Source organism: Janibacter sp. GXQ6167 (genome assembly GCF_041365945.1).
Lineage (GTDB): Bacteria > Actinomycetota > Actinomycetes > Actinomycetales > Dermatophilaceae > JBGFSK01.
This window is the reverse complement of the sequence record NZ_JBGFSK010000005.1, coordinates 313,943-326,780: the sequence shown is the minus strand read 5'-3', so window position 1 is coordinate 326,780 and position 12,838 is coordinate 313,943. Positions and strand designations below refer to the sequence as shown.

Annotated in this window: 14 protein-coding genes, 3 tRNA genes and 1 pseudogene; 13 read left to right on the top strand and 5 right to left on the bottom strand. The window is 69.1% G+C overall.

Translation table 11 applies throughout. The features are described from left to right. Positions 1 to 333 precede the first annotated feature (333 nt). Complete coding sequence (locus AB8K43_RS10155) at positions 334 to 1,332, bottom strand: NADPH:quinone oxidoreductase family protein (protein ID WP_370893946.1); 999 nt, start codon at positions 1,330 to 1,332, stop codon at positions 334 to 336. Between the two features lie 111 nt (positions 1,333 to 1,443). On the opposite strand from AB8K43_RS10155, the gene AB8K43_RS10150 reads away from it, so the two are divergent. The 3 genes from AB8K43_RS10150 to AB8K43_RS10140 are packed head-to-tail and all read left to right on the top strand — an operon-like array spanning position 1,444 to position 3,004. Continuing rightward, positions 1,444 to 1,944, top strand: a complete 501-nt coding sequence (locus AB8K43_RS10150; protein WP_370893944.1) for a methylated-DNA--[protein]-cysteine S-methyltransferase — start codon at positions 1,444 to 1,446, stop codon at positions 1,942 to 1,944. Next, positions 1,944 to 2,441 carry an RNA polymerase sigma factor gene (locus AB8K43_RS10145; protein WP_370893942.1) on the top strand — a complete coding sequence of 166 codons (498 nt, stop codon included), beginning with the start codon at positions 1,944 to 1,946 and terminating at the stop codon, positions 2,439 to 2,441. Before AB8K43_RS10150 ends, AB8K43_RS10145 begins: the two co-directional genes overlap by 1 nt. Further along, complete coding sequence (locus AB8K43_RS10140; protein ID WP_370893940.1) at positions 2,438 to 3,004, top strand: methylated-DNA--[protein]-cysteine S-methyltransferase; 567 nt, start codon at positions 2,438 to 2,440, stop codon at positions 3,002 to 3,004. Before AB8K43_RS10145 ends, AB8K43_RS10140 begins: the two co-directional genes overlap by 4 nt. Positions 3,005 to 3,158: 154 nt before the next feature. Here the strand turns inward: AB8K43_RS10140 and AB8K43_RS10135 are convergent, their stop codons facing one another. After that, positions 3,159 to 3,821: a hypothetical protein gene (locus AB8K43_RS10135; RefSeq protein WP_370893938.1), complete on the bottom strand. Its 663-nt coding sequence runs from the start codon at positions 3,819 to 3,821 to the stop codon at positions 3,159 to 3,161. 166 nt (positions 3,822 to 3,987) lie between these two features. On the opposite strand from AB8K43_RS10135, the pseudogene AB8K43_RS10130 reads away from it, so the two are divergent. Further along, positions 3,988 to 4,175 (top strand): annotated as a pseudogene (locus AB8K43_RS10130) (transposase); the annotation flags it as partial. A 31-nt stretch (positions 4,176 to 4,206) separates the two neighbouring features. Here AB8K43_RS10130 and AB8K43_RS10125 read toward each other — a convergent pair. Together AB8K43_RS10125 and AB8K43_RS10120 are read right to left on the bottom strand one after the other, a co-directional pair. Next, positions 4,207 to 4,803, bottom strand: coding sequence for a dienelactone hydrolase family protein (locus AB8K43_RS10125; RefSeq protein WP_370893936.1), 597 nt, complete (start codon positions 4,801 to 4,803; stop codon positions 4,207 to 4,209). Between the two features lie 59 nt (positions 4,804 to 4,862). Further along, positions 4,863 to 5,357, bottom strand: coding sequence for a YajQ family cyclic di-GMP-binding protein (locus AB8K43_RS10120; protein WP_370893934.1), 495 nt, complete (start codon positions 5,355 to 5,357; stop codon positions 4,863 to 4,865). An 81-nt stretch (positions 5,358 to 5,438) separates the two neighbouring features. Here AB8K43_RS10120 and AB8K43_RS10115 point away from each other — a divergent pair. The 9 genes from AB8K43_RS10115 to AB8K43_RS10075 all read left to right on the top strand — a co-directional run bounded on the left by AB8K43_RS10115 (position 5,439) and on the right by AB8K43_RS10075 (position 11,059). After that, a tRNA-Tyr gene (locus tag AB8K43_RS10115) sits at positions 5,439 to 5,521 on the top strand. A gap of 180 nt (positions 5,522 to 5,701) precedes the next feature. Then, positions 5,702 to 7,513: a polysaccharide deacetylase family protein gene (locus AB8K43_RS10110; RefSeq protein ID WP_370893932.1), complete on the top strand. Its 1,812-nt coding sequence runs from the start codon at positions 5,702 to 5,704 to the stop codon at positions 7,511 to 7,513. Continuing rightward, on the top strand, positions 7,510 to 8,169 hold the full coding sequence (locus tag AB8K43_RS10105; protein WP_370893930.1) for a DNA-3-methyladenine glycosylase I: 660 nt from the start codon (positions 7,510 to 7,512) through the stop codon (positions 8,167 to 8,169). Before AB8K43_RS10110 ends, AB8K43_RS10105 begins: the two co-directional genes overlap by 4 nt. Before the next feature lie 218 nt (positions 8,170 to 8,387). Beyond that, positions 8,388 to 8,460: transfer RNA gene (locus AB8K43_RS10100), tRNA-Thr, on the top strand. A gap of 34 nt (positions 8,461 to 8,494) precedes the next feature. Next, positions 8,495 to 8,568: transfer RNA gene (locus tag AB8K43_RS10095), tRNA-Met, on the top strand. Positions 8,569 to 8,789: 221 nt separating this feature from the next. Continuing rightward, on the top strand, positions 8,790 to 8,960 hold the full coding sequence (gene rpmG, locus AB8K43_RS10090) for a 50S ribosomal protein L33 (RefSeq protein ID WP_370893929.1): 171 nt from the start codon (positions 8,790 to 8,792) through the stop codon (positions 8,958 to 8,960). 142 nt (positions 8,961 to 9,102) lie between these two features. Further along, on the top strand, positions 9,103 to 9,549 hold the full coding sequence (locus AB8K43_RS10085; protein WP_370893928.1) for a MaoC family dehydratase N-terminal domain-containing protein: 447 nt from the start codon (positions 9,103 to 9,105) through the stop codon (positions 9,547 to 9,549). A gap of 3 nt (positions 9,550 to 9,552) precedes the next feature. Continuing rightward, the gene (locus tag AB8K43_RS10080; RefSeq protein WP_370893927.1) at positions 9,553 to 9,978 is read left to right on the top strand and encodes a MaoC/PaaZ C-terminal domain-containing protein; all 426 of its coding nucleotides are present in this window, start codon (positions 9,553 to 9,555) and stop codon (positions 9,976 to 9,978) included. Between the two features lie 10 nt (positions 9,979 to 9,988). After that, positions 9,989 to 11,059, top strand: a complete 1,071-nt coding sequence (locus AB8K43_RS10075) for a UDP-N-acetylmuramate dehydrogenase (protein WP_370893925.1) — start codon at positions 9,989 to 9,991, stop codon at positions 11,057 to 11,059. 8 nt (positions 11,060 to 11,067) lie between these two features. Here the strand turns inward: AB8K43_RS10075 and AB8K43_RS10070 are convergent, their stop codons facing one another. Next, positions 11,068 to 12,552 (bottom strand): S8 family serine peptidase, encoded by a 1,485-nt coding sequence (locus AB8K43_RS10070; protein WP_370893923.1) that lies wholly within the window; start codon positions 12,550 to 12,552, stop codon positions 11,068 to 11,070. Positions 12,553 to 12,838: the final 286 nt, after the last annotated feature.

Sequence of the window (12,838 nt, the reverse complement as noted above, 5' to 3'; positions counted from 1 at the left end):
AGAACCTCCGGGTTGGAGTGGGCCTTCGACAAGCCACATCCCATTCGGAGGTTCTCGTTCGTTCAAGCAGGCGCGCTGCTACCAACCTGATGGCCGGGTACAGCTAGACCCCCTTCGGGTCGCATGGCCCCGCGTTACGGCGGATGTCGCTCGGCGAGGTGGCGCGGCTGTTGCCATAGGTCGCGGTTAATTCCGCGTCCGATGTCCTTTCCCACGTCACGGCGTATGTCGCTCGGCGAGGTGGCGCGGCTATTGCCGTAGGTCGCGGTTGTTTCCGCGTCGGATGTCCTTTCCCACGTCCCGGCCGAAGGGGTCGTCCGACCCCCTTCGGCGTCAGGCCGGGGGCTCGACGACGAGGCGACCGACCGTGCCGCCCCCAGCGAGCGCTTCGAGCGCATCCGGTACCTCGTCGAAGGGGAACCGGCGGCCGACGAGTGGCGCGATCTGCTCAGAGTCAGCGAGGCGAGTGAGGTCGGCGTGGCACTGCTCGATGAGGTCGGGCAACTTGTCGCGGTAGAGGTTCAGGTGTAGGCCGAGGATCGAGTAGTTCTTCACGAGGGCGTGATTGAGGCGGGCTTCCTGGCGGGTGCCGGAGGCAAAACCGACGACCAGGATCCGCCCTTCGAAGGCGATGCATTTGGTGCTCTGGATGTAGGCCGGACCGCCCACTGGGTCGTAGACGACATCGGCCCCGTGCCCGCCCGTCGCCTCCCGGACCGCCTCGATCACGTCAGTCTCGCGGCGGTCGATCACGACATCGCACCCCAGGTCGCGCGCCAGGCGCGCCTTATCCGCGCCGCCCACGACCCCGATCACGTGAGCCCCGGCGGCCTTGCCGAGCTGCACCGCAGCTGATCCCACCCCACCGGTGGCGGCGTGGACGAGGAGATACTCACCGGGCTGGATCGCCGCTCGACGGTGCAGTCCAAGCCATCCCGTGTGATAACTGACGACGAAGGTGGCTGCCTGCGCGTCGTCGAGGCCGTCTGGTGCCGGGTACGCCGTCGCGGTATCGACGATGGCCTCGCCAGCGAACCCGCCATGGGGTAATGCGGTCGGACCGAGGATTCGGTCTCCGACGGCGAAGGGGGAGGGACCCTCGCCGAGCGCGGTCACGATGCCGCAGACCTCCAGCCCGGGGACGAAGGGAAGCTTCGGGCGCACTTGGTAGTCCCCGGTGCAGAGCAGAGTGTCGGCGAAGTTCACCGCCGCCGCGCTCACCCGGACCCGGACTTGTCCCGGCGCGGGCTCAGGCACCTCGATCTCAGTGCGGCGCAGGGCCTCTCGTGGTTCCCCATACGCGGCGACCTGCCAGGCATCCATCATGCTCATGTCCACCGACGCTAGCGTCTCGGCGTGCCGGGTCGCGGCGTGGGCTCGCCTGGCAGGCTCGCGATCTCACGTGAGAGGCGCCCGGAGCGTTCCTTCGGCATGATCGCTTCTGTGTTGACCCGCCGCGCCGTCCTGCCAACCCGCCTCGGCGAGTTGACCGTGGTGCTCGAAGGGGACGCGGTCGCGGGCCTCTATTTCCCCGGGCACTGGCGCGATCCGCAGCGAGCGGAGGTGGGGGAGGAGGTCGCTCACGACCCCCTCGCGGCGATGGTCCACCAACAACTCGGGGAGTACCTCGATGGCGCGCGGCGCAGCTTCGAGCTGCCGCTCGCCCTGCGCGGCAGCGATTTCCATCGCCGGGTGTGGGAGCGGCTGCTCGCGATCCCCTACGGCGAGAAGGTCACCTACGGCGCCCTCGCCACCGAGCTCGGTGCCGCTGCGCAGGCCATCGGTGGCGCGGTCGGCCAAAACCCGGTCTCGATCATCGTGCCCTGCCACCGGGTCGTCGGAGCCGACGGTTCGCTGACCGGGTACGCCGGAGGGATCGAGCGTAAGCGCGCCCTGCTCGAGTTGGAGGAGCCCGCCGCCGATCGGGTGGATCGCCTCTTCTGATGACCCGACGCGGCGCCCTTCCCCCCTTCGACCAGGTCGTGCGTGAGCACGGCGGCCTGGTGCTGCGAGCCTGTCGCGCCGTCGTCGGTCCCGATGACGCAGAGGACGTGTGGTCGGAGACCTTCATCGCGGCCCTGCGCGCCTACCCAGACCTGCGGCCCGACTCAAATATGGCGGCCTGGCTCGTGACGATCGCTCGGCGCAAGGGAGTGGACGCGCTGCGGGCTCGTGGGCGCCGGCCCGTGCCGGTCGCGGAGGTGCCGGAGGAGGCGAAGGGGGAGCACGCGGGCGCGGACGAGGCGCTCGCTCCGGAGGTCTGGCGGTTCGTCGCCGACCTGCCGACGAAGCAGCGCCACGTCATCACCTATCGCTATCTCGGTGGGCTGAACTACGCGCAGATCGCCGACCTCGTCGGCGGGACCGACATCGCCGCCCGGCGCGCCGCCGCCGACGGTCTGCGCAGCCTGCGCGCCCGGCTTGCCGAGGAGGAGTCATGACCGAAGACACCCTGGACCGCCTAAACCGTGACCTCGCCGCCCGGGCCGCGGCCGAGGGTCTGCTCGACGTGGCCTACCGCGAACTCGACACCTCAATCGGGACCCTGCTGATCGCTGCGACCAAGAAGGGGGTGGTGCGTCTCGCCTTCTCGGTCGAAGGCCACGACCACGTCCTCGCCGAACTGACCGATCAGATCAGCCCACGAGTGCTCCACGCGCCGGCCCGGCTCGACCGGGCCGCGCGAGAGGTCGAGCAATACCTCGACGGCACGCGTCGCTCCTTCGATCTGCCATTGGATCTCGCGCTCGCCCGGGGCTTCCGGCGGACGGTCCTGCATCAGCTGCAAGCGGTGGAATACGGCACCTCCACGTCGTACGCCGCGCTCGCGGAGGCCGCCGGTTCCCCGAGAGCGGTCCGAGCCGTCGGCACGGCCTGCGCGCGCAACCCCCTTCCGCTCCTCATCCCCTGTCACCGGGTGCTACGCAGCGATGGCTCGCTCGGTGGGTACCGAGGCGGCCCCGAGGTCAAGGCGCTTCTCCTGCAGCTGGAGCGGGAGCAGTAAGTCGACCGTCGGCGCCCACCTCTGTCGGGGCGCAGTGAGGGCGGCCCGAAGGTGCGCCAGGCGAGCTGACGAGGTCGATTCCGGCGGTGTGGGCGGGAGCGATCACGCGCCTGCGCGGGGAACGCCCGCCGCTGCTCCTGTCCCGCTGCCTGACCTACGCGCTGCCCGGCATGGTCCCCTGCGCGGGCCGCCCGCGCAGGGGACCATGCCGCACGACAAAGGCGATCGCCAACACGCCGACGAACGCTTCGATGAGCCAGACGGTGGCATTCCACGCCGTGATCGGCATGGCGGGGAGAAGGGGGAGATCGACCCGCCATCCAGCACGGATGGCCGGCTCAAGCACCAGCGGGAGCACGGCTAGGACGCCCGCCCAGATGCGCGCGCGAGCAACATAAAGCCAAGCCAGGAGGCCCGCGACGGCGCCGACGATCACCGCGATGGTGAGCCATGGCGCGCCGCCGGGCCCGAGGACAAATTGGGAGAACCACCTGCCATACGCCTGCAGTCGGGTCTCTTCATACCCGACGTCGGCCTGAGGGTCAGCGCCGACTGCGTGCAGCCGGTAGAACCCACAGACCATCCCCGCACACGTCACAATGCCGCTAACGACCGTACTGAGCCGACCCAATCCGCGGTAAGCGATGAGGACCGCGATCGTAAAGGGCAAGACCGAATAGATCGCACCAACGTTGGCGATCCAGAACCGATCCGGGTCGTGGGACGTTGGGAGGCTGCTGGTAGCGAAGCCGACGAGGTAGCCAACGACGGCAGCGAGAACGATGAGGCCCAAGGCAACTCCGGGGCGGTGTCTCACGGCGGCGATCCTATCGATGGTCCGATACGTGAGGTGTTTCACGCGGCGGGGCCCTGTACGGGATTGCGAGGGGCCGGGTCGATGAGGCGCATGCGGATGGCCGCCTCGACCAGCAACGCGCGGCGTCGGCGCGAGTTCTTCGCCGACCTGGTCGAGGCCGCCGCATGCGCCCCTGCCCGGCGCCAGCTGGCAGCGCTGCCGCACCCACTACGCAGCGAACCTGATGAGCGCGACACCAAGACCATGTGGCCTGCGGGCGAAGCCATGCTGCACAGCTTGTACGACCGGCCCGACGCGCTAGCCGTGCACGCCCGGTTCGACCGTCTCATCGACTGCGCATCGGCAATGCGCCCACCGCCGATGACCTCGACAGCGCCCGTGCGGCTCAGCAACCACCTCGACTGACCGAGTCGACGAAGGCGACGATGCGCTCGGTGCAGAGCCGAGCCGATGCCTCGTCGTACTCCTGCGGCAGTGACGGGTCGGTGAAGAGGTGCCCGTCGCCCGGGTAGACGAAGACCTCGACCCGCCCACCTGCGGCCTCGGCCTGGTGCGCGACAGCCTCGTCGGAGCCCTCGTCCACGTAAGGGTCGCCCTCGGTGTGGTGGATCTGGCCTTGGACCGAAGGGGGCCAGTCGCGCTCTAGCCACTTCATGTCGAGCCCGCCGCCACCCATCACCACACCCCGGGTGCGCTCGGGCAGGTTGGCCGCCACCCACTGCGCCATCCCGGCGCCGTTGGACCACCCGATGGTGACGAGATCACCGTCGACCTCACGGGCAGCATCGAGGGCGCTGGCCATCAAGGTGGGCATTCCGAGCGCCTCCACGTGGGCCATCGCCTCGGGATAGGTGTCGAAGACCCGACCGTCGTACTGGTCGATCACCGTGACGTCATGGCCGGCGGCGCGCAACGCGTCGGCGAGGCTGGTAATCCCTGCGCGGATCCCGAGGGCGGAGTGGAAGAGCAAGACCTGTGGCATAGGTCACAACGCTAGACGCGATGCCCGACAACCCCACGTCGACGCGGTGAAGATCCAGGTCAGCGGTAGTTGGTGAACTGAAGGGCGACGTCGAGGTCCTTGCCCTTCAGCAGCGCGATGATCGCCTGGAGCTCGTCGCGGGACTTGCTCGTCACCCGCAGTTCGTCGCCCTGGATCTGAGCCTTAACGCCCTTCGGGCCCTCGTCGCGGATGATCTTGGCGATCTTCTTCGCGTTCTCCTGGTCGATGCCCTCCTTGGTCGGGCCGGAGAGGATGTACTCCTTGCCCGAGGGCTTCGGCTCCTTGTCGCCGAAGTCGATCTGCTTGAGCGAAACGCCGCGGCGGATCAGCTTGGTCTCGAAGACGTCCACGACCGCGAGCACCCGCTCGGCGGTGTTGGCCTTGATCACGACGGAGTCGCCGCTCCACGCGATCGAGGCGCCGACGCCCTTGAAGTCGTAGCGCTGCGAGACCTCTTTCGCGGCCTGGTTGAGGGCGTTGTCGACCTCTTGCCGGTCGACCTTGGAGACGATGTCGAAGGAACTGTTGGCCATGGGGGTCCTCGATTCTTCGCTAAGGGCGTGGGCTTGCTATCGTGGCACGCGCGCTAAGGGGCTCTCGCCCCCGCCGCGCGGGGCAGGTTGTCCGAGTGGCCAATGGAAGCGGACTGTAAATCCGTCGCGGTAACGCTACGCAGGTTCGAATCCTGCACCTGCCACCGAAGGGGGAAGGGCTCCGACCGATCCGGTCGGGGCCCTTCTTCTTGTGCCCGGGCGCCCGCGGATCCCCGGAAGTTCCCGAATTCTCCTGGAGTTCCAGGGGAATCTCGGCGTTTCCCGTGCGCGTGCAGTGCGCGATTTCGCGGCGGGGGATGCCGGCTTACTGCCAAGATGAGGCCATGCGCGATCCCCAGGCGCCGAGCGTGCCATCAGCCTGCGCACCGCGCCTGACCTGCGTCATCGCCGTCCCCACCTTCCGGCGCAACGACCGACTGCGGGAGTTGCTACCCCTGCTGATCTCGCAAGGGGAGGCGGTCGCCGCGACCGCCGAGGTGACGGTCCTGGTCGTTGACAACGACCCCGATGCCGGCGCGCGAGAAGTCATGAGCGGGCAGTCGCCCGGGGCGATCCCCGTTCGCTACGCGCACGAACCGACACCCGGGATCGCCGCAGCACGCAACCGCGCCCTGGCGGAGGCCGAGCACGCCGACGTGATCGCCTTCCTCGACGATGACGAACAACCAGACGTCGGCTGGCTCGCCCACCTGCTTCGGACCTGGAGCGATCACGACCATGCCTCGGTGACTGGGCGGGTCGTCCCGTCCTTTGAGCAGACCCCCGATCCGTGGATCGAATCCGGCCGGTTCTTCGTGCGCCCGTCGCTGCCCACCGGTACACCCGTCCCGATCGCGGCGGCCGGGAACCTCTTGCTCGACCTCGCGACGGTCCGGCGAATGGGCCTGCAGTTCGACCCCCGGCTGGGACTCGTCGGTGGCGAGGACACCCTCTTTACCCGCACCCTGACCGAGCGGGGTGGGGCCTTGGTCTTTTGCCAGGAGTCCATCGTCTTCGATCGCGTCCCCGCACACCGCGCGAGCCGCCGGTGGCTCCTGCGCCGGGCCCTCAGTCATGGCAACACCGCTGGCCTCCTCGAGACCGGATTCCCGATGGGGCGCTCCGCCCGAGCACAGGTCCGGCTGACTGCAGGAGCAAGCGCCCGCGTTGCCGTCGGTCTCGGCATCGCGGGGGCCGGGTTCTTGTGCCGCCGCGACTACACGCAGGCGCGGGGCCTCGGCCTGGCCGCCAGGGGGTTGGGGATGGCCCTTGGTGCCTGCGGTCGGGTGTACGTGGAGTACGCGCGGCCGGGCGAGGACGCGTTGGGTCGCGGTTTTGTCCGGGCCCGCAGCATTCTCGAGGGCGACCAGCAGCAGCGGGCTCGCCGCGGCCTCATGACCTCGATGCGCAGGGTGCGGGGTGCGGGGTCGATCGGCCCGGTCATGAAGGTCCGCACCTCCGAAGCCCTCCTGGCGCTCACCTTCGACGACGGGCCCGACCCGGAGATCACGCCACGTCTGCTGGAACTCCTTGGGGAGTTCGACGCGACCGCGACCTTCTTCGTCCTGGTGAGCGCGGCCCGCCGTCATCCCGAGATCGTCCGGCGGGTCGTCGCCGAGGGGCATGAGGTCGCCCTTCATGGCATCGACCACCGACGGCTGACGACGAAGGGGGTCCGCGCGGGCGTCGATCATGTCGCGCAGGGGCGTGCCGAGCTGGCTCGCCTGACTGGGGTGGACGCGTCCCTCTTCCGCCCGCCCTACGGCGCGACCGACCCCGTCCTCTGGGCCGCTTTGCGCCGGTCGGGTCTGGAGTCCGTGCTGTGGTCGGCCACCACTTGGGATTGGAGGCCGGTGAGCCAGGACGAGCGGCTGGCGAAGATCCACGCTGCGGGGATCGGCGACATCGTCTTGGCTCATGACGGGCGCGCGAGTGCCGATGATGGCGCCACCGAGCCCGCCGATCGCGCCCGCGTTGATGTCGACAAGATCGAACTGATCGCGCAGGCGCTCTCGGAGTGGCGCGACCGGGGATGGCGCGTCGTCTCGGTCGGTGAGGCTCTGCGTCGGGGCAGCCCGGTGCGCAGCGGCCAGTACCGGGAGCTGGTGAACCGCCTCCTCCTGCGGCGTCTCCTCCCGCCGGCGCGAGCCCGGTGAGCACCGACCCGCAGGCACGCGCCCTCATCGTCGGGGAGGACGGCCTGGCGCGTCCCCCGTGGGCCGCTCATGACCCGCTGCTCCGCGACTATTACGACACCGAGTGGGGGATGCCGGTGCGCGACGAACGCGGGGTCTTCGAGCGGCTCACCCTCGAGGCGTTCCAATCGGGACTGTCCTGGGCGACGATCTTGCGCAAGCGCGAAGCCTTCCGGGCCGCCTTCGACCACTTCGATCCCGAGGTGATGGCGACTTATGGCGAAGAGGATGAGGCGCGCCTGCTCGCGGACCAGCGCATCGTGCGCAATCGGGCCAAGATCGCTGCGGCCATCACCAACGCCCGGGCGACGCTCGCCCTTCGCGATGATCCCGACCTGCGAGGCGACCCGGTTCATGCCAAGGCCGAGGGGCCCGTCGATGCGGGCCTCGCGGCCCTCATTTGGTCCTACCGGCCGCGACACACCCCGCGGCCGGGAGCCCTCGCCGAGGTCCCGACCCAGTCGGCGGAGTCGGTCGCGCTCGCTCGCGAGTTGAAGCGGCGCGGCTTTACCTTCGTCGGGCCCACGACGATGTTTGCGCTGATGGAGGCGATCGGGCTGGTGGACACTCATCTCGTGGGATCGCATCGCCGCGGCAGCTCGGGGCTCACGTGGTGAAGGTCCTCGTGCGCGCGGCCCGCGGGGACGACTGACTGAGCATCTACCCCTTCTTCCGCGCGACGGTCGAGGCCGGGCGCACCTGCGCACACCCGCCGAACCTGAGCTCGCAAACCGATCCGCGAGCCGGGAGTGACGCGGTGGATTTCGCGCCGACGCATCTGGCCGTGTAGCCTCTCCACGTTCCACCGCGCGGCCATCGGCTAAGCAGTGGACCCGCCCCCTTAGCTCAGTCGGCAGAGCGTTTCCATGGTAAGGAAAAGGTCGTCGGTTCGATTCCGACAGGGGGCTCTGGCCAAGCCCGGCGATCCCGGGCGAGGCTCATGGCGGGGTAGCTCAGCTGGTTAGAGCGCACGACTCATAATCGTGAGGTCGCGGGATCGAGTCCCGCTCCCGCTACGAACCGCGGTCGCAAGCGGCGGGAGTTCCGGCAGGTCGCTCGACCCGCGGATTTCTCGCCGGGCGGCCGCGTGTCGTATTCTGGTGCGTCGCAAGAACGGGTACGGATCCGCCCTGCCCTTGATTGCACCGCCAGCGCGCACGCGTTGGCCCCCAAGAGCAATGAACGCGAGTCCCGAGGCCGGTGCTCGCACCTTTACCAGTCGAGAGCAGGTTCACCCGTGGCTAGCAAGAGCGCCGACGTCCGTCCGAAGATCACGATGGCGTGCACGGTGTGCAAGGAGCGCAACTACATCACCAAGAAGAACCGCCGCAACACGCCTGACCGGCTGGAGCTGGCGAAGTTCTGCCGCCGGTGTGGTCAGCACACTGCGCACCGCGAGACCCGCTGATCTCTTCCCCGCGAAGGGGGTAGAGCCCCCTTCATCGCGCCCCATGGCGCACCCGATCGAAAGCCGCCCGGCGCCTCGGACCGCAGTGGTCCTGCTCGCAGGGGCGGCTTTCGTCGTCCCCTGACGCGACTAGGCTGACCCCATGTCCGTCAACGAAGCCTTCGCCGGGCGCACCTATCCGCCGACCGCGGCGTACGTCGTGGGGCGGGAGAAGATTCGCGAGTTCGCCGGTGCCATCGCCGCGACGTCTGCGGAGCACCACGACCTCGACGCCGCCCACGCGGCCGGGTATCGCGACCTGGTGGCGCCCCCGACCTTCGCGGCGATCATGACCCAGCAGTGTGACGCCCAGTTCGCGCGCGACCCCGAGGCCGGGCTCGACCTCGCGCGACTGGTCCACGGAGACCAGCGCTTCATCCATCACCGTCCCATCGTCGCCGGCGACGAATTGCGCGGCGTGCTCACCATCGATTCTGTGCGCACCCTGGGCGGACACACGATGGTGACGATGCGCAGCGACCTGATCGACACCGACGACGAACCGGTGACGACATCGGTCTCGACCGTCGTGATCCGAGGGGAGGACTAGGCCATGGCGGTGCGCCGCTTCGATCAGGTGAGCGTCGGCGAGGAGTTGCCGGGCGAGACCCTGCACGTCGACCGGGCCACGCTCGTGCGCTACGCGGGGGCCTCGCTGGACCGCAACCCGATCCATTGGGACGAGCGGTTTGCGACCTCCGTCGGATTGCCCGATGTCATCGCGCACGGGATGTGGACGATGGGCGCGGTCGTCGGCGTCGTCTCGAACTGGGTCGGGGACGGGGGGCGGATCCTCGAGTACGGGACACGCTTCACCCGCCCGGTCGTCGTCCCCTACGACGGTGGCGCCGACGTCACGGTGACCGCGAAGGTCAAGAGCCTTGACGATGACACCCGGCGGGCGGTCATCGACATCACGGCACGCAGCGGCGAGGACAAGGTCCTCGGCCGTTGTCAGGCGACCGTCCAGCTGGACTAGAAGGGCATCTGTGCAGATCCAAGCCGCGGCGCCGCTCGCGCCGCTCACCACAATGCGCGTTGGCGGCCCTGCCGAGCGACTCGTCACGGCGACCACCACCGACGAGGTTGTCGATGCGATCCGGGAGGTGGATGACGCCGACGAACCGTTGCTCGTCATCTCCGGCGGATCCAATCTGGTGATCGCCGACTCTGGTTTCCCCGGGACGGTCGTCCGGATCGCGACGAAGGGGGTGCGCGTCGAGTCCGATGATCGCTGCGGTGGTGCGAACGTGCGCGTAGCCGCCGGAGAGTCCTGGGACGGCTTCGTCGAGCGAGCCGTCGCCGAGGGGTGGTCGGGGATCGAAGCGCTCTCGGGGATCCCGGGCCTGACGGGGGCGACCCCGGTACAAAATGTCGGCGCCTACGGCCAAGAGGTCGCTCAGACGATCTCGCAGGTGGTCACCTGGGACCGTCACGAGCAGCAGGTGCGGACCTTCACCAATGGCGAGTGCGCCTTCACCTACCGGCACTCGATCTTTAAGGCGAGCGACCGGTACGTGGTCCTGGAGACGGTCTTCCAACTACGGATCGCCGACCTCTCCGCTCCGGTCGCCTACGCCGACCTCGCCAGCCAACTGGGCGTTGACCTCGGAGCGCGGGTCCCTCTCGCGGATGCCCGTGACGCGGTTCTGGCGCAACGCCGCAAGCGCGGTATGGTCCTCGACCCGAGCGATCACGACACCTGGAGTTGTGGATCTTTCTTCACCAACCCGATCCTCACCGCGGAGCAATCCGAGGCGATGCTCGAACGGGTTGCTGCGCGACTCGGGCCGGATGTCGCCCCGCCGCTCTTCCCGGCCTCGAACGGGCGGGTCAAGACGAGCGCGGCGTGGCTCATCGACCGGGCGGGTTTCGGCAAGGGCTACGCCATGCCGGGGCCAGCAGCCCTGTCGACCAAGCACACCCTCGCGATCACCAACCGCGGTGAGGCGAGCGCCGCCGACGTGGCGCATCTCGCGCGGACCGTGCGCGACGGGGTCGAGGATGCCTTCGGGGTGCGACTCGTTAACGAGCCGGTCTTCGTGGGCCACAGCCTCTAGCGGGCCGGTTACCTGACGGCCGCCAGGGCATCGACGATCCCCCGGCCGTAGTGACTGTTGTCCCCCTTCGTCCCGACGCACGCGCTCCCGCCCGCGGGGGTAGGACACGAGCGGCTGGTGGCGCCGGCTCGGAGTCGGTCGGTCATCTCGGCCGGCGTCAGATCAGGGTGGGCCGACTTCATCAGCGCGAGCACCCCGGCGACCTGCGGCGCCGCCATCGATGTCCCGCTCTTGACGCCCCAGCCGTTGTCCCGCGTCACGGTGGAGAGGATCCCGCTGCCGGGAGCGGCGACATCGATGGCGCCGAGCCCATAGTTGGAGAAGGGGGAGAGCTCGCCGGAACGCTCGATCGAGGACACGCTCACCACGCCGGGTAACTCGGTCGGGATGTCGAGGCAGCCTGAGTTGATCGTTCGCCGGGTCGGACTCGGGCCATCGTTGGGGCTCGCCGGGTCGGTCGTCTTCTTGGCGAGGTTTTGTGAACTGTTGCCCGCGGCCGCCACATGGACGACGCCGCGTGATCTGGACCAGGCGGCCGCCCGCCGGACGGCCTCACGCGCCGGGGCCTGCTCGGGTTGGTCGGCGCACCAGTACTCAAAGGGGTCGATGAAGTAGCTGTTGTTGGTGATATCCATCCGTTGTTGGCCCGCCCACATGAAGCCGCAGATGGCGTACTCCGGGTAGATCAACCCATCGTCGTTGACGACCTTGACCGAAGCGAGCGTGACTCCGGGCGCGACCCCGACGGTCCCGTAGCCGTTGCGTTCGGCGGCGATGATGCCAGCCACATGCGTGCCGTGGTCGCTCGCGGTCGGCCGCCACGCCGCCACCTCTCGATTCGGCCGTCCGGCGTCCACGCACCCCACCGACGTCGACCAGTCGATGCGTCCCGCGAGATCGGGATGGTCGGCGTCGATCCCGGAGTCCAGCGCACCGACGAGCACTCCTCGCGACCCCGCTGTCACCTCGTGAGCGGCGGGCACCTTCAGCATCTCCATATCCCATTGCGCCGCGCTGCGTGGGTCGGGGGCGGTGGAGGAAGGGGGTGTCGCTGGACCGATCGGGGCGCGAGGGACCCGGCGGCGGTCGGCGGCATCCCAGGCGGCCTGGTCCCCCTTCGGCGTCCCCTCGGTCACCGGCACCGTGCGCGTCGGACCGGCCGAGGCGATCGCGCCCTTGCCAGACGAGAGGACCTGCCGAGCGAAATTGCCCCGATCAGAGTGGGCGATGATCACGCCGATCTGGGGCCAGGTCTGGACGACGACCCCTCCCGCATCGCGCACCGCGCGCTCCGCGGTGCGGACCCGGCTCTCGCTCGGGTCGCTCACGTTCACGACATAACTAAAGAGGGAGCCGTCCGCGGTGGCGATCGGCACGGGGGTGGAGCGCGGCTCGTCGGCCCGGGAGGTCGCGGAGGCGCCGTGCGTGGTCAGCAGGCCGAGCCCGATGAGGGTGGCAACCGCTGCCAGACGGGTAAGGCGCAGGTGCCTCATCGGCGTAGTCCTCGGGTCGATTGGTGGGTGACGGGGCGTCGGGATCACGATGTCATCGAACGCGCGTCGGCGGCCAGGGGCAGCTCTCCCCATCGCCTTGGCCAGCCGCCCCTGAGGTGAGCAGGGCGACTATAGGGGACGCCGACGTGCCCCCGCCTCACCCCTGCGGGCTCAATCCGCTCCTTAAGGCGGATCGCGCCGACGCCGACGTACTCATCGGTGTGACCTGGGTTACGGAGTGGTGACGAAGCAGTAACCAAGGGTTGTCAGGAGGCGATGGGCTCGT